This is a genomic window from Caballeronia sp. INML3B, assembly GCF_023631305.1.
Lineage (GTDB): Bacteria > Pseudomonadota > Gammaproteobacteria > Burkholderiales > Burkholderiaceae > Caballeronia > Caballeronia turbans.
Genome location: NZ_JALQDI010000060.1, coordinates 85,472 through 110,066 on the forward strand (window position 1 = coordinate 85,472; position 24,595 = coordinate 110,066).

Annotated in this window: 25 protein-coding genes and 1 pseudogene; 9 read left to right on the plus strand and 17 right to left on the minus strand. The window is 64.1% G+C overall.

All coding sequences use genetic code 11. The annotated features are described in order from the left end of the window. Positions 1-46 precede the first annotated feature (46 nt). Positions 47-424: a hypothetical protein gene (locus NCS58_RS34520; protein ID WP_409241542.1), complete on the minus strand. Its 378-nt coding sequence runs from the start codon at positions 422-424 to the stop codon at positions 47-49. A 474-nt stretch (positions 425-898) separates the two neighbouring features. On the opposite strand from NCS58_RS34520, the gene NCS58_RS26930 reads away from it, so the two are divergent. The 3 genes from NCS58_RS26930 (at position 899) to NCS58_RS26940 (ending at position 3,440) form a co-directional block, all read left to right on the plus strand. After that, the gene (locus tag NCS58_RS26930) at positions 899-1,159 is read left to right on the plus strand and encodes a hypothetical protein (protein WP_061116438.1); all 261 of its coding nucleotides are present in this window, start codon (positions 899-901) and stop codon (positions 1,157-1,159) included. Between the two features lie 216 nt (positions 1,160-1,375). Next, positions 1,376-2,515: a DUF3300 domain-containing protein gene (locus NCS58_RS26935; RefSeq protein WP_250490631.1), complete on the plus strand. Its 1,140-nt coding sequence runs from the start codon at positions 1,376-1,378 to the stop codon at positions 2,513-2,515. 10 nt (positions 2,516-2,525) lie between these two features. Beyond that, positions 2,526-3,440, plus strand: coding sequence for a DUF2950 domain-containing protein (locus NCS58_RS26940; RefSeq protein ID WP_250477842.1), 915 nt, complete (start codon positions 2,526-2,528; stop codon positions 3,438-3,440). 146 nt (positions 3,441-3,586) lie between these two features. On the opposite strand, the gene NCS58_RS26945 is transcribed toward NCS58_RS26940, so the two are convergent. Continuing rightward, a complete protein-coding gene (locus NCS58_RS26945) occupies positions 3,587-4,330 on the minus strand; it encodes a hypothetical protein (protein ID WP_250477843.1) in 744 nt (247 codons plus the stop codon). A gap of 127 nt (positions 4,331-4,457) precedes the next feature. On the opposite strand from NCS58_RS26945, the gene NCS58_RS26950 reads away from it, so the two are divergent. Beyond that, positions 4,458-4,853 carry a hypothetical protein gene (locus tag NCS58_RS26950; RefSeq protein WP_143756278.1) on the plus strand — a complete coding sequence of 132 codons (396 nt, stop codon included), beginning with the start codon at positions 4,458-4,460 and terminating at the stop codon, positions 4,851-4,853. 60 nt (positions 4,854-4,913) lie between these two features. Here the strand turns inward: NCS58_RS26950 and NCS58_RS26955 are convergent, their stop codons facing one another. From NCS58_RS26955 to NCS58_RS27015, 13 genes are all read right to left on the minus strand, one after another. Continuing rightward, positions 4,914-5,372, minus strand: coding sequence for a PRC-barrel domain-containing protein (locus NCS58_RS26955; RefSeq protein WP_061116442.1), 459 nt, complete (start codon positions 5,370-5,372; stop codon positions 4,914-4,916). Positions 5,373-5,621: 249 nt separating this feature from the next. Then, positions 5,622-6,548 carry a LysR family transcriptional regulator gene (locus NCS58_RS26960; protein WP_061116443.1) on the minus strand — a complete coding sequence of 309 codons (927 nt, stop codon included), beginning with the start codon at positions 6,546-6,548 and terminating at the stop codon, positions 5,622-5,624. Between the two features lie 104 nt (positions 6,549-6,652). Beyond that, entirely contained in the window at positions 6,653-8,218 is a 1,566-nt protein-coding gene (locus tag NCS58_RS26965) for a UbiD family decarboxylase (protein ID WP_061116444.1), read from the minus strand. A 46-nt stretch (positions 8,219-8,264) separates the two neighbouring features. Next, the gene (locus tag NCS58_RS26970) at positions 8,265-8,990 is read right to left on the minus strand and encodes an enoyl-CoA hydratase/isomerase family protein (RefSeq protein ID WP_061116547.1); all 726 of its coding nucleotides are present in this window, start codon (positions 8,988-8,990) and stop codon (positions 8,265-8,267) included. Positions 8,991-9,013: 23 nt separating this feature from the next. After that, positions 9,014-11,347: a xanthine dehydrogenase family protein molybdopterin-binding subunit gene (locus NCS58_RS26975; protein ID WP_061116445.1), complete on the minus strand. Its 2,334-nt coding sequence runs from the start codon at positions 11,345-11,347 to the stop codon at positions 9,014-9,016. Next, positions 11,344-11,853, minus strand: a complete 510-nt coding sequence (locus NCS58_RS26980; RefSeq protein ID WP_061116446.1) for a (2Fe-2S)-binding protein — start codon at positions 11,851-11,853, stop codon at positions 11,344-11,346. Before NCS58_RS26980 ends, NCS58_RS26975 begins: the two co-directional genes overlap by 4 nt. Positions 11,854-11,865: 12 nt before the next feature. Beyond that, positions 11,866-12,333, minus strand: a complete 468-nt coding sequence (locus NCS58_RS26985) for a carbon monoxide dehydrogenase subunit G (protein ID WP_061116447.1) — start codon at positions 12,331-12,333, stop codon at positions 11,866-11,868. A gap of 21 nt (positions 12,334-12,354) precedes the next feature. Then, positions 12,355-13,173, minus strand: coding sequence for a xanthine dehydrogenase family protein subunit M (locus tag NCS58_RS26990; protein WP_250477845.1), 819 nt, complete (start codon positions 13,171-13,173; stop codon positions 12,355-12,357). Positions 13,174-13,197: 24 nt separating this feature from the next. Beyond that, the gene (locus NCS58_RS26995) at positions 13,198-13,965 is read right to left on the minus strand and encodes an alpha/beta fold hydrolase (RefSeq protein WP_061116449.1); all 768 of its coding nucleotides are present in this window, start codon (positions 13,963-13,965) and stop codon (positions 13,198-13,200) included. Further along, on the minus strand, positions 13,962-15,308 hold the full coding sequence (gene fahA, locus NCS58_RS27000) for a fumarylacetoacetase (protein ID WP_061116450.1): 1,347 nt from the start codon (positions 15,306-15,308) through the stop codon (positions 13,962-13,964). Before fahA ends, NCS58_RS26995 begins: the two co-directional genes overlap by 4 nt. After that, on the minus strand, positions 15,305-15,820 hold the full coding sequence (locus NCS58_RS27005) for a VOC family protein (RefSeq protein ID WP_250477846.1): 516 nt from the start codon (positions 15,818-15,820) through the stop codon (positions 15,305-15,307). The genes fahA and NCS58_RS27005 overlap by 4 nt, the downstream gene beginning before the upstream one ends. Positions 15,821-15,864: 44 nt before the next feature. Continuing rightward, positions 15,865-17,052, minus strand: a complete 1,188-nt coding sequence (locus tag NCS58_RS27010; RefSeq protein ID WP_061116452.1) for an FAD-dependent monooxygenase — start codon at positions 17,050-17,052, stop codon at positions 15,865-15,867. A 194-nt stretch (positions 17,053-17,246) separates the two neighbouring features. After that, on the minus strand, positions 17,247-17,825 hold the full coding sequence (locus NCS58_RS27015) for a UbiX family flavin prenyltransferase (RefSeq protein ID WP_061116453.1): 579 nt from the start codon (positions 17,823-17,825) through the stop codon (positions 17,247-17,249). 298 nt (positions 17,826-18,123) lie between these two features. On the opposite strand from NCS58_RS27015, the gene NCS58_RS27020 reads away from it, so the two are divergent. The 5 genes from NCS58_RS27020 to NCS58_RS27040 all read left to right on the plus strand — a co-directional run bounded on the left by NCS58_RS27020 (position 18,124) and on the right by NCS58_RS27040 (position 23,462). After that, the gene (locus NCS58_RS27020) at positions 18,124-19,215 is read left to right on the plus strand and encodes a porin (protein ID WP_061116454.1); all 1,092 of its coding nucleotides are present in this window, start codon (positions 18,124-18,126) and stop codon (positions 19,213-19,215) included. Positions 19,216-19,451: 236 nt separating this feature from the next. Next, positions 19,452-20,837, plus strand: coding sequence for an MFS transporter (locus tag NCS58_RS27025; RefSeq protein WP_061116455.1), 1,386 nt, complete (start codon positions 19,452-19,454; stop codon positions 20,835-20,837). A gap of 276 nt (positions 20,838-21,113) precedes the next feature. After that, a complete protein-coding gene (locus NCS58_RS27030) occupies positions 21,114-21,695 on the plus strand; it encodes a flavin reductase family protein (protein WP_061116456.1) in 582 nt (193 codons plus the stop codon). A 226-nt stretch (positions 21,696-21,921) separates the two neighbouring features. After that, positions 21,922-22,584 (plus strand): hypothetical protein, encoded by a 663-nt coding sequence (locus NCS58_RS27035; protein WP_061116457.1) that lies wholly within the window; start codon positions 21,922-21,924, stop codon positions 22,582-22,584. A gap of 101 nt (positions 22,585-22,685) precedes the next feature. Further along, entirely contained in the window at positions 22,686-23,462 is a 777-nt protein-coding gene (locus tag NCS58_RS27040; RefSeq protein WP_061116458.1) for a class I SAM-dependent methyltransferase, read from the plus strand. On the opposite strand, the gene NCS58_RS27045 is transcribed toward NCS58_RS27040, so the two are convergent. Together NCS58_RS27045 and NCS58_RS27050 are read right to left on the minus strand one after the other, a co-directional pair. Continuing rightward, entirely contained in the window at positions 23,435-23,902 is a 468-nt protein-coding gene (locus tag NCS58_RS27045; RefSeq protein WP_061116459.1) for a hypothetical protein, read from the minus strand. The genes NCS58_RS27040 and NCS58_RS27045 overlap by 28 nt on opposite strands. Next, a pseudogene (locus NCS58_RS27050) lies at positions 23,899-24,468 on the minus strand (beta-ketoacyl synthase chain length factor); the annotation flags it as partial. The pseudogene NCS58_RS27050 and the gene NCS58_RS27045, both read right to left, overlap by 4 nt. Positions 24,469-24,595: the final 127 nt, after the last annotated feature.

A 24,595-nucleotide genomic window follows, 5' to 3' on the forward strand; every position in this document is an offset into this window, starting at 1 on the left:
GCGTGAAATGCAGGCCAGTTGTCGTCAGTGGGCGCGTCTCGCGTAGTCAGTATTTGATGTCTCTTGCAGCTTGACGCCCGTGCTGCTTTGTCTGCCGCTTGTCGTGTCGGCAATGCGCGTTTGCTTGCTGATTGGCGGCGCGGCAGTCCTGCTTGGTGTGCCGGGCGTTCTGGCGCGTATCCTGACGGACGTCGCGGCCGGCGCGACGTTGTTGCGCCTGCTCCGTTGCAAAAGACACGTCCGGCCAGGAGCAGACGAGCATGCCAGTGAGCAACGCGATCAGCCTGAGTTTGCGAGCGAGCATGATGTGAGTTCCGGACGACGAGTCGAGACATCTTGGATGTGGTGTGTGCATCAAGATAGCGGCATCCTCGACCGTTGTGAATCGACTTTTGCAACGACGACGCTTGGCGATCGGTGGCACGACAATTCGATCGGTTAAAAAAAAATCGAAATGCCGCCGGGCAGGCGGGGTTATCGCGCAATATAACTTCGGAAGCCGGACCGGATTCCAGTGGGGAGCGGCTTTCGCGCTTTGTCCAGGACGAAGGAAGGTCGACGACCCGGTCGTGTCGCAAGTTCACGACGTCTCCACCACGCTGGAAGGCAACGGTACGTCGGCTACGAGTACAGTCACGTCGGCGACGTGCCCTCTACACGGTGCGTGCACCTCTGTGAATACGAGCGCATGGTTTAATGCGCGACATTTTCCTTCTTGTTGTTTCGGGCACGCGCGACGGCTTTCTTGAATTCACGAACGCGTTCGCATACTGTGAGCAGAGCAGAGTGCGGTTTTTATCGCGTTGTCGTTCCTGGAAATGTTTGCGCGGAGAGGAACGGCCGGCACACCTCGGATCTCCGTGAAGAAGTTGGTGGCAGTCAACGAGAGGAGGCAGTCATGAATCGTCTCAACGGAGCTGTAGTGCTGATGTCGATCGCGCTCGCAACGAATGCGTGGGCACAAACCGATCAGGGCGCGGCTCAACCTGCGAATAACGACGAAATCGTCAAGATGCGAATGGAAATCTCCGCAGCCAACAAAAAATATAATCAGAAAGTCGCAGCGGCCAAGAAAGTCTTCGAGCACAAGAAGGCGGAAGCCGCCAAAGAGCGCGACGCGGCGATCGCAGCAGCACATGGCGGTGCGAGCGCGCAATGACCGCTTGCGTCGAACGAGATTTGCAATCTGATGTTCTTCGGAACTGAGACACGCGCGGTATAGCCAATGTCGGTGGTGCTGGACATGCGTGAGTGCTTTAGCGTGATCGTGATCGCATCCGCGCTGTGCGCAGGCGGGTGCGCAGTCCCTCAGACGCCGCCGGAAAGCGGTGCGCAAACGGTCGCTCCGACACCTGTCGCAAGCGGTACGCAAACCATGGCTCAGGCGTCGGAGGCAGGACCTGCGCCACCGGTAGCGATGGATTCGGGTTCGCTGGACAAGCTCGTCGGTCCGATCGCACTCTATCCCGATGACCTCGTCGCGATCATTCTTCCGGCATCGACTTATCCGGTGGAAGTAGTGCAGGCAGACCGGTTCCTTGATCGCAGAAAAACCGAGAAGGACTTGCCGGTCAACGAAGCATGGCAGGACCCGATCAAGGCGCTGCTGAATTACCCCGAAGTGCTGAAGAAAATGAGCAACGACCTCGACTGGACCGTGGCGCTCGGCGAAGCGGTGGTCGCGGATCAAAGCGCCGTGCTGCAGGCCGTGCAGCGTTTCCGACGTCAGACCCAGTCAGTGGGAAATCTCAAGACGGATGACAAGCAGACGGTGGTGGTCGAGAAGGAAGTCATCAAGATTGTTCCGTCGAATCCCGAAGTCATCTACGTGCCTCAGTACAACCCGTCGACGGTTGTCATCAGCAGCCCGACGCCGGTATATAGCTACTGGCCGGCGCCTTATCCGGTCTACTACTATCCCTACGCGCCGGGGGCGGCGTTCGCGACCGGCCTTATCTGGGGCGCGGCGATCACTGCGGCGTGGCACGGCGGGCATTACGAAGCGAACTACAGCGGCGGCAACAACACGATCAACATCAACCGCGAAGGCAATGTCAACCGGGCCGAGGTCAAGAACGAGCTGAGCAATCGCGCTGCGAACCGCTCGGCGAACGGAAGCTCTGCGTCTCAGGGCTCGACCCAATGGCGCTCGGAAAAGAAGCCCGGACAGGTGTCGGGTGCCAGCACACGCGCATCGGCCCAGCGCGTGGGCGACGCTCCGACTCGCGCCAGCGGCGGCAACTTCGGCGCGGCGGGCGGCGAACGCGCTGGCGCGCGCGCCCCGACGGCCGCGCAGTCGCCACGCGCACAGAGCGCCGGCAACCTTCAGGGACGGGGTGGCGACGCGTTCAGCGGCTACGGGTCCGCCCAGGGCGCCAGAGCGGACAGCACGCGCGGCGCAGCGAGCCGGCAGTCGATGTCGGGCGGGCCGGGTGGGCGCAATTTTCAGGGTGGCGGCTTTTCGGGCGGTGCGCGCGGTGGATTCGGCGGGGGCGGCCGCGTCGGCCGCCGATAGGAGACGTTTCGTGAATATCTTGTCCCGCCGGTTCGTCGCATGCTCAGTTGTCGCAATGCTCACCGTTCCTCTGGGTGCTCTCGCCGCCGGGTCGCAGCAGACCTTCAAAACGCCGGACGAAGCGGTCAGTGCACTGGAACAGGCGCTCAAGTCGAACGACGACGCCGCACTCATCGCCATCTTCGGCGATGCGCACAAGGAACTCGTCGTGACGCCGGATGAAGCCGAGAACCGCGAGCTGCGCGCCAACGCGCTCGCTGAGTTCAATGCGTATCACATGCTGGAGGAAACGGCGCCGGACCGCCGCATCCTGCGTATCGGTGATGAAGCGTGGCCCATGCCGATTCCACTCGTTCGCACGCAGGGCGCGTGGCGCTTCGCAACCGAAGAGGGCGAGCAGGAAGTGCTGGATCGGCGCATCGGCGCGAACGAGCGCGAGGCCATCAAGGTGATGCGCGCGTATGTCGATGCGCAACGCGAGTACGCGACGCGCGACCGCGTGGGCGACGGCGTGCTGCAATACGCGCGCAAGCTCGGCAGCACGCCAGGCAAGCGTGACGGGCTGTATTGGCCGGCGGATGAATCGAAGGGTGAAGAGCCGAGTCCGTTCGGGCCGCTGATCGCAGCAAGCGCGAACTATCTCAAGGATCGAAACCCAGGCGATGCATATCACGGATATTACTTCCGCATTCTCACGCGACAGGGAAAGCACGCGCCGGGCGGCCCTTTCAACTACATCATCAACGGGCGCATGCTGGCCGGCTTCGCGATGGCCGCGTACCCCGCGCAGTATGGCGCAAGCGGCGTGATGACTTTCGTCGTCAACAACAACGGCGTCGTGTATCAAAAGAATCGCGGCCCATCGGCACAGCCGCTAACCGAGTTCGATCCCGATGCGTCCTGGACCCGCGTCGAGGAGCCTTGATGGACGAGCTAGCGCACCCTGCTTCGAAGGCCGCTCATCGAAAACAAAAAAGTGTCGCGATGAATGCCAAAAGCGTCAGTGCGGACTGCGCCAGGACGAGTGACGATTAAAGGCGATCGGCCAGCGGCACGATCGCCCATCATTTTCTATTGCTTCTTTGCGGCGTCGACTTTGGCTTCCGCCGCCTTTTTGTTAGCGTCGTTTTGCGCTTCGACCTTTTTCTCGTCGGCCTTCGCTTGTGCTACGTTCGCATCGTTTGCGGCGTCGTGCTTCTTTCTGTCAGCTTTGCTCTGGGCCTGCTGCATTTTTTTATTGGCCTTGGCTTGCGCGTTCGCCGCATCATGTCGAGCGCCGGACGCCTCGGCGGGCGTGGTCGCCTTGGCGCCTTTGGCGGCCTTCTTGTCGGCGTCGGCCTGAGCAGACGCTTTGTCTTCATTAGCTGAGGCCTGCGCCTTCTCGGCATCGGTCTGTGCCTCCGCCTTCTTCTTGTTCGCGGTGGCCTGCGCTTCCATCTTCTCACTGTTTGCCTTCAGCTGAGCTTTTTGCGCATCGTTAGCGTCTGCCGCCGCCGCCGTTTGTTCGAAAACAGTAGTGGCTAGCAATGCGGATGCGATGACAGCTATTAACTTTTTCATGATTGCAATCTCCTGTACGTCTATTTTTAAAGGCAAACTTGCGGCACTCTCGAAGCCGCGATTCCCGGCTGAGCCATAGCAAATTGGCGACTTCCAGCTCGAATCCGATATCGCGACGACTAAAGGAAATCGAAATCCGTCGCCGCCCTTTATTGCGCAAAAAATGTTCCGCTCGCCTTCGTTATTGTTGCGTGCTCTTGCGGCCCGACGATAGTGAATCTCATCTTGCCGAAATGAGAACCGTTGAGCGTCCATTGCAGCTCCGCCAAATCTCGCGGCAAGGCTCGTGCTAACCAACATTGGAGGAACTGCCGTGCAAATCAAATAGTCATTCGCAGGCGACGTTTAAACCTGTCCGCCCAGCGATGTGGAAGGAGGAAAAGTGGCCAGAACTTTAATAGCGAAGTTCTCGAGCGCGGGAGCGGCAGAACATGCGTCAGAGAAACTGATGCTGGGCTATGGAAGCGAAGTGCATGAACTGGATTCAATCAGGCTAGCGCGTTACATTGCGAGCACTGAGTACTGCACGGAACGCGACACTGGCTGCATGGAAGACCACGCAACCTTTGCCGCTCATGGCGAAGATCTAGGACTGTATCCTTCTCTTGCGCCGCATTACGAGTCATTCGGTGCGGCTGCGCTCAAGCACGAAGCGTCGTCGGTTTCGCGCTTGCTCTTTACACTAATCGTGATCGTCGAGGACGCCGCCGGGACGGCCCGCATTAAGGAAGCACTTGCTGATGCTCTTGTCGTCGAGTCTTCTGCTGAAAAAATCTGACGAGCGGTGCAGTTCGACCCGGCGACGCCTAAGGCGCCGCCGATCCTGGAAGGTTATCGTTTAGAACGCCGGCGGAACGTCGCGATATGTTGCATCGTCGCGCTCCAGGCGCTGCCAATATGGCGGCCGGCCATAGTAGCGATGGATCGAATCCGCCCACGAACGGTCCGCCATCGAGGGCCAACCGTCCTTGTCGAATCCCGGCGCATTCCTCACCTGTTCAGTAGTCGCCGCTATCCGGAAGCATTTGTTGTCGGTGTCGAGCGTCAAAGCGCTCCACGGAACCGCCAGCAGCTTATCTCCGATACCGAGGAAGCCGCCGCTCGAGAGAACCGCGTAGGCGACGCGACCAGAAGCGACGTCGAGCATGATCTCTTTGATCTTGCCCACATCGTCCCCATCGGAACTCAGCACGTTATTTCCATCCAGCGTGCTCGCGGCCATGACGTCCGGGCCCGGACCATCTGCCGTTGCCGCGCCTTTGCCAACGATGTTCATATGGTTTGTATCGACTGACATGATGTGTCTCCCACAAAGAAGCCGAATCGCTCTCGGCTTGTCTGGGCTCGCGCAAAGAACGTTCCGGCGCGCGATGCAGTCTGATCGTCGTTCATTGAGTTCATAAAGGCCTGCAGATAAGCTTTTTTCCGCCCCAGGGCGCGTTCGCTGTCGGGATGGAACGCACAGTCGAGAAGCGAGCTCCTGGCGATGTTCCCGAACGGTCGTGTGCAACGCCTGGGGGAACGTCTGGGGGAACGTCGCCGCGCCTCACTCGTCGATATCGGCGTCGCTGAATCCGGTGGGGTCTTCCTTCGCGGCTTCGGTGAACATCGACGTGAACTGGTCGAGTGTGGCGAGCGTGTCGCGCCCGGTTCGCGTGATGCGATAAAACGAAAGCGGAACTTCGGGCCGCAACGCGTCGACACGCACCCTGTAGCGGTAGCAGATATGTTCGCAGAAGGAAGGCATGACCGCGGTGCCGAGCCCTTCCTGCGCCATCGCGATGGCTGTCTGCAAGTGACCCACGACGATGCGGCGGCTCACGGTCACTTCCTCTTTCGATAGTGTCGCCTCGATGAGCCGTTGCAGCGGATTGTCCTTCGGCAGCGTGATGAGCGGCTGATTCTCGAGCGCGGTCCAGCGCATGCCGGAGCCGCGCAGCGGCGCGCCTGCCTGCGCGGGCGATACGGCGACGAGCCGCGTCGGGAAGATCGGCGTGCGGTCGATGCCGGAAAGCTGTGAGAAGAACACGCCGAACGCGGCGTCGAGATGGCCTTCCTCGACCATCTGCACGAGTTCGGTCGGATTGCGGTCGACGAGTTCGATCTGCGCGTTCGGATAGACATTCGAAAAGCGCGCGAGCACCGAGGGCATGAGGCTCGCTGCGATCATCGGCGTGCAGCCGAGCAGCAGCGACGATTGTTTCTGACGCCCCAGCTCGTTGAGTTCGATGACCGATTTCTCGAGCGACTCGACGATCGCCATCGCGGTGGGATAGAACAGGCGGCCGGCTTCGGTCAGCGAGACCGTGCGCGTGGTGCGTTCGAGCAGACGGCAATCGAGCTGCGTTTCGAGTTCACGAATGATCGCGGAAAGCGCCGCCTGGCTGAGATGCATGCTCTGCGCGGTCTTCGTGAAGCTCGACGCATTCGCGACGCCAAGAAAAACCTTGAGTTGCTTGAGGGATAGATTCATCGACGACGGCCGTTTGTTTTTCGGGCGTGGAGCATGCCCGATTCTATCCCGTCCGCAGCAGCGGCTGCCGCACCGCGGGACTTTCCGGTGCGACAGCCCGTGCGTCACGCAAGGACGTAGCGGCCTTCCTCGTCCCGTGTGATCGCGCGCCGTTGCGCCGTGTCTTCGAGCCAGCGGACCACTTCGCGGCCGTCGCGCGTGCCGGTCGCGGCCATCAGTTCGGAAAAGCGCTTCGGTCCGTCTTCGAGCGCCGCTTCGAGCGAGTCGAAGCGCGCGCCGCGATACGCGGGCGGCGTCGGCACGCGATGCTCGAGATCGCGCTCGGCGCCCGGCGCGAGCAACGGCAGCGTGAGATCGAAGCCGGCCTTCGCCGTTTTCGTCGCGCCGAGCAGCGACGGGTCGAGCGGCATCGCGCGCAGGCTGTCCTGGAGCACCAGATCGCGATCGGCCTGAAAGCGCGTGGCGAGCGCCCAGTCCATCTGCTCGTCCGAGAACACGTCGATGTCGGGATCGACCACGAAAACATGCTTCACGTTTGCAAGCGATGCGAACACGGCCGCGATCGCGTTGCGCGCCTCGCCCGGCACGCGCTGCTGCATCGCGACGCGCACGTTGAACATGCCGCCGGTGGCCGGGTTCGCATAGACGGCCTTCACTTCGCGCACGGCGGTTTCGAGCGCGCGCCACACCGTCACTTCGGTGCGCAGCGCGGCGAGCTGCGCGGTATCGGTGCGCGCCATCGAGCGGCCGCCGATCGTGCACGTCTGAAAGACTGCGTCGCGCCGATGCGTGATCGCGGTCAGATGGAACAGCGGATTCGTCTTCACGCCGCCGTAATAGCCGAGGAATTCGCCGTACGGGCCTTCGGGCTCGGCGTGGCCGCGCTCGTCGAGATAGCCTTCCAGGATGAACTCGGCGTCGGCGGGCACGAGCAGGTCGTTCGTCACGCACTTGACCACGCCCATCGGCGCGCCGCGCAGCGCGGCGACGAGTTCGAGCTCGTCGGCGGGAATGCGCATGGTCGCGCCGACATGATCGACCGGATGCGTCCCGACGGCGAATGCGATCGGGGTACGCTCGCCGCGCTTCGCGTGGCCGATGGCGATGGCCCGCAGATCCGACGGCGCGACGAGATCGATGCCCGCCGTGCGGCGCCCGCGCAGCATCAGGCGGCGAATGCCGACGTTGGTCCAGCCCGTGTCCGGATCGACGGCGAAGTCGATCGACGCCGAAATGTACGGCGCGCCGTCGAGATCGTGCTGGAGATGCACGGGCAGGGCGGTGAAGTCGCACGCGTCGCCGGTGAGCACGACTTGCTGCGCGGGTGCTTCCTCACGGCTCACTTCGACGAGCTTGCCTTTCACGCGCAGGCGTTCGCGCACGGTGTCGAGCAGTCGCTGCGGCGTCGTATCGAACGCCTTGGCGAGACGCGATCGGCTCGCGGCGACGCTGCCCGCGAGCGACACGGCGCCGCCGGACGGCCGCCTGAACCACACGGCGCGCGGGTTGCCTTCCATGATGCCGGCGATGTCGGCGAGATCGACGGACGCGTCATGGCGTTCGAGTTCGCTCTCGTCGAGCGATTCGAGGAAGCGGCGCAGGCGGAAGCGTTCGAGGTCGGGCGCGGGCGTGCCATCGACGGTCGAAGGAATGGCGGTGTTGGGTCTCAATCTGGGTTCCTTGATGCTTGGGGGTGACGGCGCACGTGCGCCGTCCTCAGAAGCGCGCGGAAAGCGCTGTCGCCGCGAGATGCGCGGCAAAGCCGCTCGCACCGTTCGCCGGCATTTCGGGCGCGAGATGCAGGAACTGCTTCACCGCGCGCAGCGTGACCGCGCTGCAGCCGAGCAGCGTGTCGGCGAGCGCGTCCGCTTCGGCGTCCAGGTTCGCCGCCGGCACGACACGGCTCACGAGCCCGGCGTGCAGCGCTTCGCTCGCGGACAAGCGCACGCGGCTCAGCACCATGTGTGCGACGGTTTTCAACGGCACGCGGCCGATCAGCGCCGACATCACGAGCGTCGGCGGAATGTCGCGTTCCATTTCGGGGATCTGGAACACGGCATCGTCGGACGCGAGCGCGATGTCGCACACGCCCGCGAGCGCGCAGCCCACGCCGAGCGCATTGCCGCGCACGACCGACGCCACGGGCACGCGCACGGCCTTGAGCGCGTCGTAGAGCGCGAGCGGCGGCGCGGCGACCACGCGGCGCAGCGTTTCGGCGGACGGCTTCGCGTCCTTCGGCGGCATCGGCGAAAGGCGGCCCTTGCAGAAGTCGGGGCCGCTCGCGAGGATGCGCACGAGCTTCACATCGTCGTCGAGCGTCGTGATGCATTCGATGATCGTCTCGCTCATCGGCGCGTCGATCAGATTGCCGTTTTCGGGATGGTCGAGGACCACGTCCACGAGCGGGCCGTTGCGGCGGATCGCAACGTGAGGGCTTGTCATGCCGGTCTCCTTGTCGAGCGTGTTCATGCGTCGCGGTGGATGAATTCCCACACGACTTTCGGCGTGGCGGGCATCGCGAGTTCGTCGGTGCCGTATTCGCTGAGCGCGTCGGCGAGCGCGTTGAAGATCGTCGCCGTGGCGGGCGTGATGCCGCTCTCGCCGCCGCCCTTCACGCGCAGCGGATTGCCGTGGGTCGGGTCTTCGGTCAGTTCGAGGTTGAGTCGGGGAATCACGCCTGCGCGCGGCATGCCGTAATCCATGTACGAGCCGCTCAGCACCTGGCCCGTTTCGCGATCGACATAGCAGGTTTCCGACAGCGCCTGTCCGATACCCTGCGCGAGACCGCCGTGCACCTGGCCTTCGACGATCAGCGGATTGATCGGCTGGCCGACATCGTCGACCGACGTGTAATTGACGAGCTTCACGACGCCCGTGTCCGGGTCCACTTCGAGTTCGCACACGGCCGCGCCCGTCGGATGCGCGGGGACACGCGTGTTCACTTCGGCCTCGGCGTACAGCGTGCGCTTGGCGCGCTCGCCCGGCAGACCGTCGCGCGCGACGTGGGCGGCCACCTCGAAGAGGCCGATTTCACGCGATGAAGCTGCATCGGAAAACACGCCGTTAGCGAAGCTCACGTGCTCCGGCGCGACATCGAACAGCTCGGCTGCGACGCGCTTGCCGAGCATCACGATCTGCGCGGCGGTATCGACGAGCAGCATGCCGCCGAGGCGCATCGAGCGGTCCGAATGACTGCCGCCGCCCACGCTCACGAACGCGGTATCGCCGGTGCGCAGCGCGATCGACGCGATCGGCACGCCGAGATGCTGCGCGATGACCTGCGCAAACGTCGTTTCGTGGCCCTGGCCGGTGGACTGCGTACCGGACACGATATCGATGCGGCCTTCCGGCAGCACGGTCAGTTCGATGCGCTCGCGCGGCGCGCCCACGGGCGACTCGACGTAGTTCGCAAGCCCGATGCCGCGCAGCATGCCGTTCGCGCGCGAGGCGGCGCGCCGCGCCTCGAAGCCGTCCCATTGCGCGAGCTCGAGCGCGCGCGCCATGTTGCGCGCGAATTCGCCGCTGTCGTAGGTGAGGCCCATCGGGCTGCGGTACGGCAGCTTCTCGTGCGCGATCAGATTGCGCCGGCGGATCTCCGCGCGGTCGAGGCCGAGCTCCGCCGCCGCGAGGTCGAGCATGCGCTCGATCACGTGCGTCGCTTCGGGGCGGCCCGCGCCGCGATAGGGCGCGGTCGGCACGGTGTTGGTCATCACCGCGCTGATGTGCACGGCGGCGAGCGGCACGTCATAGACGGTCGTCATGATGCGCGTGCCATTGGACATTGGCACATAGGACACCGTATGCGCGCCGACATTGCCGATCCATTCGTTGTCGATGGCGAGGATGCGGCCGTCCCGCGAAAAACCGAAGGTGGCGCGCACGATCTGGTCGCGGCCCTGATAGTCGGAGAGGAACGCTTCGCTGCGATCGCTCGTCCACTTCACCGGCCGGCCGATGCGGCGCGCGGCCCACACCACGGCAAGCTGCTCGACGTAGATGAACGAACGCGGGCCGAAGCCGCCGCCCGTGTCGGGACAGACGACGCGAACCTGTGACGGCGGCACCTTGAGCGCGGCGGCGAGGCAGAGCTTTTGGCGCACGGCGCCCTGGCTGCCGGAGATCAGCGTGTAAGCGCCGCTTTCGGCATCGAACACGCCGATCGCGGCGCGCGGCTCCATCTGGCAATTCACGACGCGGCTGTGATGAAACTCGCGCGTGAGGACGAACGGCGCATCCGCGATGATGCGGCGCGCTTCGTTGCGATCGCCGATCTGCGTCTGGAAGCACAGGTTGTGCGCCGCGCCCGCCCACAGTCGCGGCGCGCCTTCCTGCATCGCATCGGCTGCATTGACGACGGCGCCGAGCACGTCGTAATCGACCTCGATCATTTCCGTCGCGTTGCGCGCGGCGAGGGCGGTGTCGGCGATCACCATCGCGATCGCCTCGCCGACGTAACGCACGCGGTCGATCGGCAGCGGAACATGCAGCTGGTTGAAGATCTCGCCGGTCGATGAAGTCAGGAAGGCCTTCTTCGTGGCGTCGATAGCATCGATGGGATTGGGCACGTGATCGACGCCCTGAAAGCCGTCGTCGAGATAATCTTGGCCCACGAGCACCGCGATCACGCCGGGCGCCTCGCGCGCGGCCGATACGTCGATCGAGCGCAGCGCGGCGTGAGCGTGCGGCGAGCGCAGGAACGCCGCATGAACCTGGCCCTCGACGCGCAGGTCGTCGGTGTATTGGCCGTTGCCGGTCACGAAGCGCCGGTCTTCGAGGCGCGGGATGGGTTGGCCGATCATCGTGTGGCGTCCTCGGTGGTGGCATCGCCGAGCGACGGATACATCGCGTGCGCCGCATGACGCACGGCCTCGATGATGTTCACATAGCCCGTGCATCGGCAGATGTTGCCTTCGAGCGCGTGGCAGATGCTCTCTTCGTCGAGCGACGGCTCTTGGCGCAGATAGAAGCTCGACGACATGATCATGCCCGGCGTGCAGAAGCCGCATTGCAGGCCGTGGCATTGCACGAACGCGTTCTGCACCGGATGCAGCGGAGCATTCTCGTCTTTACGCAACCCTTCGACCGTCGTGACGGCGCCGCCGCTCGCCTGCGCGGCGAGCACCGTGCACGACTTCACCGAGACGCCGTCGAGATGCACCGTGCACGCGCCGCATTGACTCGTGTCGCAACCGACATGCGTGCCCGTGAGACGCAGCGTTTCGCGCAGAAACTCGACGAGCAACGTCTCGTCGGGCACTTCGCGCGTCACGTCCTCGCCGTTCACCCGTAGTTGGATTTCAGCCATGGTTCACCTCGCTTACTGTGCGGCGGCGGCGCTTGCGTTTGCGCTCATCGTCGCGTTGAAGCGCTTGAAGAACTCCGCCGCGAGCTTGTTCGCCACCGATGTGACGAGGCGCGAGCCGATCTGCGCGAGCTTGCCGCCTACCTGCGCATCGGCGACGTACGTGAGAAGCGTGCCGCCTTCGTCGGCGTCGGCGAGCGTGACCGTCGCACTCATCTTTCCGAAGCCCGCGATGCCGCCTTCGCCCTGGCCGAGAATCTTGTAACCGTTCGGGCCGTCGCGCTCCGACAGCAAGAGCGTGCCCTTGAAGCGCGCCTTGACGGGTCCGACCGACGCGATCACGACGGCCCTGTACTCGTCGTCGTTTTGTGCGACGAACTCTTCGCAGCCGGGCACGCATGCCTGCAGCACCGCGGCATCGTTCAAGCCCTTCCATACCTGCTCGCGCGAGGCGGCAATGGTTTGCGATCCGGTGAACTCCATGTCTTGTCTCCTGAAAACGGTTTAGGCGGGCTGGCGCAGCGGCTGCGCCAGCAGCGCCAGCAATGCGCGGCGCGTGTAGGTTTCGATCAGATGGGCGCGATACGCGGACGAGCCGTTGGCGTCGTCGGGCAGGGTGGCGGCATCCATCTTCAGCGGGATGAGCGCGGCTTCGGACAGATCGGCGGCAAGCGCGGCTTCGGCCTCGAGCCAGCGGAACACCGACGCGCCCGCGCCCGTCACCGCGACGCGAATCGCATCCGCGAACTGCGCGATGAACACGCCCACCACGGCATAACCGGACGCCGGCTGGCGGAACTTCGCATAGGCGGCGCGCAACGGAAGCGGATACTCGAATTCGGTCACGAGCTCGCCGGGTTCGAGCGCGGTCTCGAAGGTGTCGACGAAGAAATCGTCGGCGCCGATGCGGCGCTGCGAAGTGAGCACCTGTGCGTTGAGCGCGAGCACGGCGCTCGGATAATCGGCGGCGGGGTCGTTGTTCGCGACCGAGCCGCCCATCGTGCCGCGGTTGCGCACTTGCGGATCGGCGATCACGCTCGCGAGTTGCGCGAGCGCGGGGATCGCCGCGATCACCACGGGCGAAGCGGCCACTTCCGCATGCTTCGTCAGCGCGCCGACGCGCAGCACGCCGCTTTCGACGCTCACGCCGCGCATCGACTCGATGCGCGTGAGATCGATCAGATGCGAAGGCGCGGCGAGACGCTGCTTGAGCGTGGGAACCAGCGTCATCCCGCCGGAGAGCGGCCGGGCGTCCTCGTGTTCGCGCAGCAGGCCGAGCGCTTCATCGAGCGAGGACGCGCGCAGGTAAAGGGTTTCGTACATGAAGTCTCCCGCGGCCGGTGGCCGTCAGGCCTGTTTCAGCCAGTTTTCCAATGCGGTCGCTAGCGCGACCGGCACTTCGTACATCGGGTAATGTCCCGCGTTCGCGAGCGTTTCGATGCTCGCGCGCGGATACCACGCGAGCCAGGTGCGATCCATGACGTCGGCGGTGAGCGACGGATCGTGCTCGCCGATGAAAAGCTTCACGGGCGTCTCGTTGCCCGTCACCTCGGCGGAAAAATCGCTCGCCGCCCAGTGCGGCAGATAGCCCGCGAATGCCTGCGCGCGCGATTGGCGTTGCGATTCCCGCGCAAGATGCGCGGTGAAACGCGGTGCAAGGCGATTGCCGGTCGAGAACGCGATGATCGCCGCGCGCCGTTCGACATCGTCGACAGCCGCACGAAACCCGGCGAGGCGCGTTTCGTCCATGCGCGAGCCGCACGCGGGCACCGCGCACACGCCCGCCATGCGATCGATGCGTCCGCGCGCGGCGAGCATTACGCGCTGAATCGCGACGCCGCCCATCGAATGACCGATGAGGCTGAAGGTGTCCCAGCCGAGCTGGTCGGCGAGCGCGAGCACGTCCTCTGCGGCTTCTTCGAAGGTGAATGCGCCGTGTCGCTCGCGCGAGCGGCCATAGCCGCGATAGTCGAAGAACACGTAGGTGAAGGCATCCGTATCGAGTGCGGGCACGAGCGGCTGCCAGTCATCGGCGCTGCCGAACCAGCCGTTCATCGCAAGCACCTTGCGCGGGCCGTGGCCGAGCTGCGTGTAACCGTTGAACGCCTGCGTCATGCCGCAACCTCCGTTGGCCGCGGCACGAACGCCGGCGCAATGCGCCCGCGACATTCGCCGAAGCCGATCGACACCGCGCCCGGCTTCGTCGCGCGCGCGCTCAACACGATTTCGTCGCCGTCTTCGAGCGCGGTGCGTGTCTCGCCGTTGGGCAGGCGAAGCGGGTCGCGGCCGGCGTTGGTGAGTTCGGTGAGGCAGGCGCGCGCGGCATCGTCCGCGCCGGAAATCGTGCCGCTGCCGAGCAGGTCGCCCGCGCGCAGATTGCAGCCGTTGCTCGTGTGATGCGCGACCATCTGCGCAAACGTCCAGTACAGATTGTCGAGATGCGTTTTCGTGATGCGCAGGTCCGCGGCGCCGGCTTCGCGCAACTGGCGCGTCGACAAATGCGCGTGCAGTTCCAGATGCAGCCCGCCTTGCTGCCGATCGCGTGCGCCATGCAGATGCGGCATGACGGGCGGATCATCCACGGCGCGCGCGACCGGCGCTTTGCGGAACGGCGCGAGCGCCTCCGACGTGACGATCCACGGCGACACGCTCGAATGAAAGCTCTTGCCGAGAAACGGACCGAGCACTTGTTCGAACCACTGGATGCTTTTTGCGGACCAGTCGTTGAGCAGCGAATAGCCGAAGATGTGCGCGTGTGCATCGTCGACGGCGATCGGTTGCGTGAACGCATTGCCCTCGCCGATCCACGCCGCCAGCTCCAGCTCGAAATCGAGCGCGGGCGCGGGGCCGAACACGATCTGCCCGTTCGCATCGCGATACTGGCCGTTCGGACGGCGCACGTCGCCGCCGCTCACGCGCAGCGACGAAGCGCGGCCGTGATACGCGATCGGCAGCGACTTGAACGCGGGCGGCAGCGGATCGGCGAGGCCCTTGTAGCGGCCGTGGCGCTCGGTGTGATGAAGCGACGTGAGAAAGTCGGTGTAGTCGCCGACTTCGCACGGCAGGCGCAGTTCGAGCGTGTCGATGCGCGGCAGCAGGGCGTCGGCTCGTTGCTGCATGCGCGCGCGCTGCGGCGCATCGCTTTTCAGCAGATCCGACAGCGCGGCGCGCAAAGCGCTCGCGTAGCGCTGCGGCATCGCCATCAGGCGATTCAGCGTGCCGTCACGCGTGGCTTCGCAGGCAATCGCCGCATCGCTGCCGGCCGCGAGCAGACCGCTGTCGAAGAGCGCATGCAAGTCCACCGCATGTTCGCCGATGGCCACGCCCGCACGCGCCGCGCCATCGCGCGAGAACGCGCCGAGCGGCAGGTTCTGGATCGGAAAGTCCGCGTCGGAGAGATTCGCCGAGTCGATCCAGCTGCGCCGGGCCGGATCATGAGTCGAGTTGAGCGCGGTCATGCGACGCTTTTTCCTTTGCTGGCCCAGGCGTCGAGCGCGGGGCGCGCTTCCCTTCGATAGGCAGCGAGCGTTTCAGTCGACGCGACGGGCACCGTCAGTTCGAGCCGCAAGCCGTTCGGATCGAAGAAATAGATCGAGCGCACGAAGTGATGATCGGTGATGCCAAGCACCTCGATGCCGTGAGCCACGAGACGTTGCTTCATCGTTTCGAGATCGTCGAGCGTGGAAAGGCGCAGCGCGATATGGTTCACCCACGGCGGCGTGTTCGGCGAAGGCTCTGCGGCCGTTTCGTCGCCGAGATCGAAGAACGCGATGTTCGAGCCGTCCGCCATCTCGAAGAACAGATGCACGTAAGGGCAATATTCGCCCGTGCTCGGCACGCGGTCGAGGCGGATCAGATGAACGAGCGGCAGGCCGAGGATGTCCTCGTAGAAGTGACGCGTTTCTTCGGCATTGCGGCAACGCCAGGCGAAATGATGCAGGCCGCGCACCGGCGGCAAATGGTCGGACATGCTGTGTCTCCTTGAGGCGGCGTGTTGAGGCGAGCTATGCCCGCTCAGACTTCGATGGCGTCGACGTCGTATTCGAACAGCCAGTTGTAGCGCTCTTTCACGCGCTCCTCGCTCCACTCGCGATCGACGTAATCCGCTGCGCCTTGCGCATGCGCGAGCGCCGGATTGTGAAAGCGCTTGGTGTTCGCCGCCGAGCCGCGCACGATGCGCGCCGTGCGCTCGAGGCGCAGCGACTCGTAACGTTCGAGCGCATGCGGCAGATCGTTTGCGTGGCGCGCGAGGCAGCGCGCGATCAGATAACCGTCTTCGAGCGCCATGCCCGCGCCTTGCGCGAGGAACGGCAGCGTGGGATGACAGGCATCGCCGAGCAAGGTGGCGTTGCCCGAGTTCCAGCGTGGCATCGGCTCACGAATCATGAGCGCCCATTTGTACGGGACGTCGATGGCCGAGATCATCGTGCGCACGTCTTCGTGCCAGCCGTCGAAATCGGCGAGACATTCGTCGATGGTGCCGCGCTCCGACCACGACTCGACTTGCCAGCCCTCGCGCTCCACCGCGCCGACGAAGTTGATGAGCTTGTGGCCGCGCAGCGGGTAGTGGATCACGTGGGCGCCCGGTCCAACCCAGTTGGTGCCGTAAGGCGTGCGCAGATGCTCGGGCAGTTTCGTGGCGTCGATCACGCCGCGCCATGCCATCACGCCCGAATAGACCGGCTCGTCCGCGCCGAAGAGCGCGCGGCGCACGCGCGAGTGCACGCCGTCCGCGCCGATCAGCAAATCCGCTTCGAAGGGGGCGCCCGAGACGGTCTGCACTTCGACACGCCCGTCCTTCTGCACGATCGACTCGACCTTGTGATCGAGCCTGACCGCATCGGGGCTACACGCGCGCACCGCATCGACGAGCGCTTCGTGGAGATCCGCGCGGTGCACGGTCAGATAGGGAAAACCGTACACTTCGCGCGATGCCGCCCCGAGATCGAAGAGCGGCCAGGTCTGCCCCGTGTTCCAGAGACGCACGCGCTTGCCGGGCGGCTCGCACGCGAGACTTTCGAGGCGCTCGCCGACGCCGATCCGGTAAAGCACGCGCGTGGCGTTCGGGCTCAGTTGCACGCCCGCGCCGATTTCCCCGAGAGCTTTCGCCTGTTCAAGGATGGTGACGTCGAAACCCGCTCTTAGTAATGCGGCTCCCGCCGTCAAGCCGCCGATACCGGCTCCTGCAATGACGATCTTCATTCGACCTTTCGACCTCTTTCGTATTGACGCTGTCTCTTATCGAGAAGATTTATCATTCGATAGATAAATCTTTTAAATGGGGTTTCGTTTTAAAACGGAACCACTTTAAAGGAACGTCATCCGCTAAAGAAGCAAAAGAATTCGAACGAGTTATCAATGAAAATTGATAATGCGCGAGCGCACGCGCATGAATCTCACATGCCCCAGCGATGCACGACCGCGCTTTCGATGCCGAAGAGATCGAGCACGCGCCCGATGGTGTGATCGACCATGTCGTCGAGCGATTCGGGGTTCGCGTAGAATGCCGGCACCGGCGGATAGACGATTGCTCCGGCTTCGGTCACGCTCGTCATGCTGCGCAAGTGGCCGAGATGCAGCGGCGTTTCCCGAACCATCAGCACGAGCCGGCGGCGCTCCTTGAGCGTGACGTCGGCGGCGCGCGAAAGCAGGCCGCTCGTCACGCCCGTGGCGATTTCCGAGAGCGTGCGGATCGAGCAGGGCGCGACGATCATGCCCATCACAGGGAACGACCCGCTCGAAATCGCCGCGCCGATGTCCGTGTTCGGATAAGTGACCGTGGCGAGCGCGCGAACATCGGCGACGCTGTAGGGCGACTCGTGCGCGAGCGTGACCTGTGCGGAGCGGCTCATCACCAGATGCGATTCGATGTCGAGCTGCCTGAGCAACTGCAGCAGCCGTACACCGTAGACGACGCCCGATGCGCCGCTGATGCCCACGATCATGCGCCTGGGCTGTACTGCGCTGAAATGCATCTGTGCTCTCCGTTTTAACCGTGATGGAATCAAAACGTCGCGGATGTTAGCACGGCGATTCAATCTCCCGGATAACTTATAGGGCTTTTTTGGATCGATCGGTAAAGACCCTGAGTGAATATTCAAGATGTTCTATTGATTGATAAATAACTCGTGATTCAAAACGCGAATTGAAGTGGTTAAACTCGGTTCCGCATCGGGCAGAGCGGGTTCCGAACGATGATCCGCAGCACGGTGGGATGCAGGAAGCCGGCGCCGACGAGCGACCGGCCAACGATAAAAAAATTGGAGACTTCGGTTGAGAACTTGTCTGCTCGTCGGCGGCTGCGCCGCGATACTGACTGGCCCCGTGTGGGCGCAGTCTTCTGTGACGCTGTATGGGAGCATCGACGTCGGTGTCGATTTCGTATCGAACTCTCAGGGCAAGCGCCTGTACCAGGAATCGGCAGGCAAGCGTCAGCCCGATCGCTGGGGACTGTTGATCAAGGAGGACCTCGGTGGCGGCAACACGGCGTTCGCGCGGCTCGAATCTGGCTTTCTGACCAACACCGGCGCGCAGATCAATCCGACGAGCTTCTTCAATCGCGATGCCTACGTGGGCCTGTCGAACGATCGCTGGGGCTCGCTGAGTTTCGGGAACATCAACGACTACATCTATCAATATGTCGGGCGGCTGAACAACTCGGTGCCGGGCATCTCCTCGTACTACACGCCCGGCAATCTGGACGGCCTCGCGAATACGCACGCGCTCAACAACGCCGTGAAGTACGAGTCGATCGATTTCCACGGTTTCCAGCTGGGCGCGATGAACAGTTTCGGCAATCAGGCGGGCGATTTCAGCGCGGGGCGTCAATACAGCATCGGCGCGCAATATTCGGGCGGCGCGGTGAATTTCGGCATCGCGTACACGATGTCCCATAACCGCACGGCCGATATCTTCGGCACCTTCAGCCTGAACTCGCTGCTCGGCCAGCCGTTGAGGCAGGGCACGATGTTCAACGCCAGCCGATACAGCACGCTCGCCGCCGGGGCCTCGGTGAAGATAGGCATCTTCACGCCGCACGTCACGTATTCCGGCGTCAAGCTACAGAACGCGCAAGGCTCGGCCACGCTGAACAACTATCAGGCCGGCGTGAACACGGAACTGGTCGGCAGCCTGGGCTTTTTCATCCTCGGGGTATCCGGGAATCACTCGTTGTTTCAGGGTCTCACGATCAACCAGTACAACCTGTTCCTGACCGATTACCTTTCGAAGCGCACACAGGTGTACGCGGGCGTGGGCCTGCAACGCGCTTCGGGTCCCGGCGCGCGCGCGGCGCAGTTCGGCTATCAGCCCTCGACGAGCGGCAGCCAGACGGTCGCGCGCATCGGCGTCAACCATCTGTTTTGAAGACATGGAGGCGTCATCGTGCGATGAAACGGAGTGCAAACGGCGCGCGAACGAGCGTGCGAGGCGGATTCATCACTTATTTCGATCGCTTCATCGTTTCTTTTTGATTGAGCCGCGCGGGGCCGACTCTTATATTGTCACTCCGGCCACGGCGCCGTCATGAGAGACATTCAGCAGCAGTGCGAGCGGACGCGCCCGACCGGTGCGTCCGTCCGCACGAGGTACACGGGACATACATGCAAGCAGACCGGACTTTCAACATTGCGACATTGATAGAAGAGCAGAAGACGGGGCGCTTCGCCGCCGGTCTGCTCTTCTGGTGTTTCCTGATCATGCTGATGGACGGCTACGATCAGACGGCCGTGTCGTTCGCGGCGCCCGCCATCATCAAGGACTGGCACGTCGCGCGCGGCGGATTCGGACCTGTGTTCGGCGCGGGCCTCTTCGGGACGTTGATCGGCTCGTTCATCTTCGGCTATCTCGGTGACCGGCTCGGGCGCAAGAAGGCGATCATCATCGGCAGCCTTTTCTTCGGTGCGCTGACCTACGCTTCGGTGTGGGTGACTTCGCTTCAGGAACTGATGCTGCTGCGCTTTCTGGCCGGCATCGGCATGGGCGGCGTGGTGCCGAATTCGGTTGCGCTGGTCGCAGAATATGCGCCGAAGCGCCTGCGCGCCACATGGGTCACGCTGATGTTCTCGGGCTTCTCCATCGGTGCGGGGTCGGGCGGCGTGGTGTCGTCGTCGCTGATTCATCGCTTTGGCTGGCCTGTCATGTTCGCGGTCGGCGGCGTCGGCTCGGTGCTCGTTGCGCTGCTGCTGATTTTCATGTTGCCGGAGTCCGCGAAGCTGCTCGTGCTGCGGCAGCGCGATCCGCAGATGCTGCGCAAACTCATGACGCGCCTGCGCCCCGATCTGAAAATTTCCGCCGATGCGCACTTCGTGGCCGGCGAAGTGCGCGAGAAACAGCGCTTCGTGCTGAAGCTGATTTTCTCCGATGGTCTCGCCGCCATCACGCCGCTGCTGTGGATCGTGTTCATCGCAAACTCGATGGCGCTGTATTTCCTGCAGAACTGGCTGCCGATTCTGATGGAGGGCATGGGCATCGACCCGCGCGGCGCGGGGCTCATCACGATGATGTTCTCCGTGGGTGGCGTGATCGGTGGTCTCGTGCTCTGCCGCTTCGTCGATCGTCATGGTGTCGCGGCGATCATTTCGTTGCCCGTCATCGGCCTTCCGGTCGTCGCGGCGCTCGGCCACGGCTCGTCGCAGGGCTGGCTCATGCTCGCCGTGTTCGCTACCGGCTTTTGCGTGGTGGGCGCGCAGTACGGGCTCTATGCGGTGGCCGGCATGATCTATCCCACGTCGTTCCGCTCGGCGGGTGTCGGCAGTGCGATTTCGGTGGGCAAGATAGGCTCGGTGTCCGGGCCCGTGATCGGCGGCCTGCTGCTGTCGATGCACCTGCCCGTCACGCAGCTTTTCTATGCGGCCTCGCTGCTGTTCCTCATTGCCGCCGTGTTCTCGACGATCCTCGCGCTGCTTTATCGCGCGCGCTTCGGCGAACCGCGGAACGTCGAGACGGCCGTCGAACCGGCGCAGGGTTCGCTGGTGCAGGACTCTTGATCACGTAATCTCGCGGCTCGGCGCGCCGCCGGGCCTTCCGCACGGCGGCGCGGCAGATAAATCTCATGGTTGTGGCATCGAAAGGCATGCGACACGGCGTACGCTGCAAGCGCGATGACACTCCGTCAGAAAGCAATGGACATGAGAAGGCTTCCGAAGTGCTGTGCAACGTTGCAAAAGCACAAGCACCACGCGCCTCCGAACGAACGCGTCGCCCGGCGTGCATTTTGAACGCCGCATACAATCACGCGCATTGTCCTTTGCATTCGTAAAACCATGAGCCACTTTCGTCCCGTCAAGCTGGAGCACGCCAGCCGTCTCATCAACCACGGTCCGACCGTCCTCGTCACCAGCGCACATGGCGGGCGCCGCAACGTGATGGCCGCCGCCTGGTCGATGCCGGTGGAGTTCACGCCGCCGCGCGTCGCCGTAGTGATCGACAAACACACCTACACGCGCGAACTGGCTGCCGCGAGTGGCACGTTCGGCCTCATCGTGCCCGGCGCCGCGATGATCGACCTCACCTACGCGGTCGGTTCGACGAGCGGGCGCGAGATCGACAAGTTCGCAGCCTTCGGCATCGAGACGGTAGCCGGGCCGGTGCTCGGCCTGCCGCTCATCGAAACAAACTGCGCGGCGTGGCTCGAATGCAGGCTCATCGACGAGAAGCACACGGAAGACGCCTACGACACCTGCTTCGCGGAAGTCGTCGCCGCCGCCGCGGATGCGCGCGTGTTCGTCGACGGACACTGGGTCATCGACGACTCGAACCAGCCGCTGCATACGATTCACCATCTGGGCGCGGGCAAGTTCGTGCGCGCGTCGTCGATGGAGCAGGCGAAGCCGCTCACGCGCTGATGTCCACCTCAGGGCGTTTAGTGCGCCCGCTCCAGCCCGCATCGAAGGGCTAAAGCTTCCCGTTTCCCCGTCGATAAAGAGACGTCGACCGCGAAAGACCGACAGGCTAATCGCGGCGGCGTTTTCGAGCTTGCGATCCGTCATTCGAATTCGGACGCGGGCGATAGATGGGCGAGGACAGGTCTCGTAAGCGACCGCTCGCACCGTCAGGGGAATGGGGTCGGGTATGAAACAGCGTTTTTCGGTCGTGCGGTTCCTGATTTATCTGGTCGGCTTCACGAGTCTCCCGATGTTGAGGCTCGTCGTTTCGCCGGACGGCCAGGGCGGCATCACCGCGTTCGTCGCGTGCGTGGCGGCGCTCGCGGCGGGGTACATGGTGTATTACGCGTCGTCGGAAGGCTATCTGCGCAATCTGATGAGCGGCGTCGTGATGTATCTCGCGCTCGCAGCCGTGGTGGCTGCGTGTCCGCCTTTCGTGCTCGTGCTCGCGTTCTGGTCGCTCGCGAGCCTCCTGAAGCGGCGGCGCGCGCTGCTCGTTCATGCGATGTCGAGTATTGCGCTCTTCGTTCTGATCTTTCCGATGCCGCTCGCGCAACGCATCGGCATGCCCGAGCTGGCGGGCGCGCCCGCGGCCATCGCGTATATCGGGTTCGCGGTCGCCTGGTCCGCATGGGCATCGTGCAGCCCGCTGAAGCTCGGCCTCTTCAAATTCTCGACGATGCTGCTCGCGGTGCCTCTCATCGCGTCGTTCGTCGCACTGGTGGGCGGCGGCATGTTCAGCCGCCCGGAGCGGCGCGTGCGCAACTCGCTGATGCGCGCGCGCAAGGCGCTGACGCTCACGTTGCCGGCGCCCGAGATGGCCGTGCGGAGCGAGGTTGTCGTCGAATGATCGGAATTCATGCGCGCGAGCGAGGGTGACGCCCTCGATCGCCCTGTGATAAAAACGTGCGACGGCAGCTTGCAGGCGCACGAATAGTCACAGGAGACCCAATGACTTCCCCCCGGCGCAAAGAACTCGACGAAACCGGCAATAAAGCCCCGCACGAGCCGCTCACCGCCTACTATTCCGACGAACCCGGCAGGCGCCTCTGGCTGCGCGCCATGTTCGACCGCACCGCCTCCGATTACGACGCCATCGAGCGCGCAATGGCCTTCGGCTCCGGCGCGTGGTATCGCAACCGGGCGCTGCGGTCGGCGGGTCTCGCGCGCGGCATGCGCGTGCTCGACGTCGGCATGGGCACCGGGCTCGTCACGAAGGAAGCGGTCGCGATCACGGGCGATCCGTCGCTCGTCACGGGTGTCGATCCGAGTCCGGGCATGGTCGGCGAGGCGCATCTGCCGATCGGCGTGGAGACACGCATCGGCACCGCGGAGGATCTGCCGTGCGACAGTGCCGCTTACGACTTCCTCAGCATGGGTTTCGCGCTTCGGCACGTCAGCAATCTCGCAAAAGCCTTCGATGAATATTTTCGCGTGCTCGCGCCCGGCGGACAGCTCTGCGTGCTCGAGATCACGCGGCCAGCGCACGGTGTCGGCGTCGCGGCATTGAAGTTCTACATGCGCGGCGTCGTGCCGATGATCGCCCGCATCGTCGGAAGGAAAGGGGAAAGCGTCGAACTGATGCGCTATTACTGGGACACGATCGAGGCGTGCGTGCCGCCCGCCGCCGTGATCGCTGCCATCGAACGCGCGGGCTTTGCGAACGTGCGCCGCGATGTCGAACTCGGCATCTTCTCCGCTTATTGCGCGACGAAACCGGCGGCCTGAGCCGCGTCGAGGATCACGGCGGCGCGTCCGCTCAACAGCAAGCGTCCCGCGCAATGAACGGTGAAGCGGTACAGCACGGTGTTGTCGTCGCCGCCCATGCGCTCGGCTTCGATATCGAGCGGGCCATCGAGCGTATCGAGCCGCTCGACGTGCGTCTGAACGCCACGCACGCTGGTCAGCATGCCGACGCGCGGCCGCTTGCCTTCATCGCCGACGAGCGCGCCATGCGCCGCCATCGCCTGCGCGGCGTATTCGATGCCGCACACCGGCGCGAGCCGCCCCTTCGAGCGCAGCGGATTGTCCGGGTGAAGATGACTCGTCGCGGCGCAGCGGATGCGTTGCGCATCCCACGCGACGACCGCGTCGAGCAGACACATCGCGCCGCTATGCGGAATGCGCGCGGCGATCCAGTCGTGATCGAGAACCTGAGCCGCCGTCATGACGGGTCGATGTCCACGGCGAGTTGCGTGCCGTCGAGGTAATCGAGGACGACCTGCGATGTTTTCCCGCACGCCAGCGCTTGGAGCAACGGCAGCGCGCGCGCGGCGGGATTCGACAGGCGCAGCGCTTCGATATCGGCATCGGCGAAGGAGGACGCGTTCGCATCCGTGAGACGCGCCTCGATGCGCGCGAGCGTGCGCTCGCTCTTTCGCGGCGCCAGCACCAGCGCGACGCCGAACGCATCCGCGATCGGGCGCACGCGGCGCAATGGCTCCGGATAGTCCGTGTCATAGGCGACGAGCAGCGTCGCGGCGCCATCGACGCTCACTTGCGCGAGGCTTTCCAGCAAGCCCGCCGCGAAGCTGCCGTCGTACGCGCACAGCACGTTCGATGCGGCCATCGCGCGAGTCGCGATGCTCCAGTAGCCCGCGGGCGCATTGTGGACGGAGTTGTGAAAGCGCGTCGGCGAGAGTTGCGGTTCGTCGCTCGCGAGGGTTTCGCAGATCGCATGAAAATTCCCGCCATCGCCGCCCGATGCCGCGAACACGGCGGCGAGCGTCGCGGCGTGGGGGGGGCGGGGGGGGGCCCCCGTTGGCGCCCCCCTCGTGCGGCGCCCCCCGCGCCCGGTGCGTTTAAAAAAAAAAAAACACCACAAAACCAACCCGAAAAAAAGGTTTTTGTGGATGTGTTGT

Coding starts and splice junctions, on each gene's coding strand:
- NCS58_RS26930 (WP_061116438.1), top strand. CDS start 899: ATGAATCGTCTCAACGGAGCTGTAGTGCTGATGTCGATCGCGCTCGCA.
- NCS58_RS26935 (WP_250490631.1), top strand. CDS start 1,376: ATGGCTCAGGCGTCGGAGGCAGGACCTGCGCCACCGGTAGCGATGGAT.
- NCS58_RS26945 (WP_250477843.1), bottom strand. CDS start 4,330: ATGGACGCTCAACGGTTCTCATTTCGGCAAGATGAGATTCACTATCGT.
- NCS58_RS26955 (WP_061116442.1), bottom strand. CDS start 5,372: ATGTCAGTCGATACAAACCATATGAACATCGTTGGCAAAGGCGCGGCA.
- NCS58_RS26960 (WP_061116443.1), bottom strand. CDS start 6,548: ATGAATCTATCCCTCAAGCAACTCAAGGTTTTTCTTGGCGTCGCGAAT.
- NCS58_RS26970 (WP_061116547.1), bottom strand. CDS start 8,990: ATGACAAGCCCTCACGTTGCGATCCGCCGCAACGGCCCGCTCGTGGAC.
- NCS58_RS26975 (WP_061116445.1), bottom strand. CDS start 11,347: ATGATCGGCCAACCCATCCCGCGCCTCGAAGACCGGCGCTTCGTGACC.
- NCS58_RS26980 (WP_061116446.1), bottom strand. CDS start 11,853: ATGGCTGAAATCCAACTACGGGTGAACGGCGAGGACGTGACGCGCGAA.
- NCS58_RS26985 (WP_061116447.1), bottom strand. CDS start 12,333: ATGGAGTTCACCGGATCGCAAACCATTGCCGCCTCGCGCGAGCAGGTA.
- NCS58_RS26990 (WP_250477845.1), bottom strand. CDS start 13,173: ATGTACGAAACCCTTTACCTGCGCGCGTCCTCGCTCGATGAAGCGCTC.
- NCS58_RS26995 (WP_061116449.1), bottom strand. CDS start 13,965: ATGACGCAGGCGTTCAACGGTTACACGCAGCTCGGCCACGGCCCGCGC.
- fahA (WP_061116450.1), bottom strand. CDS start 15,308: ATGACCGCGCTCAACTCGACTCATGATCCGGCCCGGCGCAGCTGGATC.
- NCS58_RS27005 (WP_250477846.1), bottom strand. CDS start 15,820: ATGTCCGACCATTTGCCGCCGGTGCGCGGCCTGCATCATTTCGCCTGG.
- NCS58_RS27010 (WP_061116452.1), bottom strand. CDS start 17,052: ATGAAGATCGTCATTGCAGGAGCCGGTATCGGCGGCTTGACGGCGGGA.
- NCS58_RS27015 (WP_061116453.1), bottom strand. CDS start 17,825: ATGCATTTCAGCGCAGTACAGCCCAGGCGCATGATCGTGGGCATCAGC.
- NCS58_RS27025 (WP_061116455.1), top strand. CDS start 19,452: ATGCAAGCAGACCGGACTTTCAACATTGCGACATTGATAGAAGAGCAG.
- NCS58_RS27030 (WP_061116456.1), top strand. CDS start 21,114: ATGAGCCACTTTCGTCCCGTCAAGCTGGAGCACGCCAGCCGTCTCATC.
- NCS58_RS27035 (WP_061116457.1), top strand. CDS start 21,922: ATGAAACAGCGTTTTTCGGTCGTGCGGTTCCTGATTTATCTGGTCGGC.
- NCS58_RS27040 (WP_061116458.1), top strand. CDS start 22,686: ATGACTTCCCCCCGGCGCAAAGAACTCGACGAAACCGGCAATAAAGCC.
- NCS58_RS27045 (WP_061116459.1), bottom strand. CDS start 23,902: ATGACGGCGGCTCAGGTTCTCGATCACGACTGGATCGCCGCGCGCATT.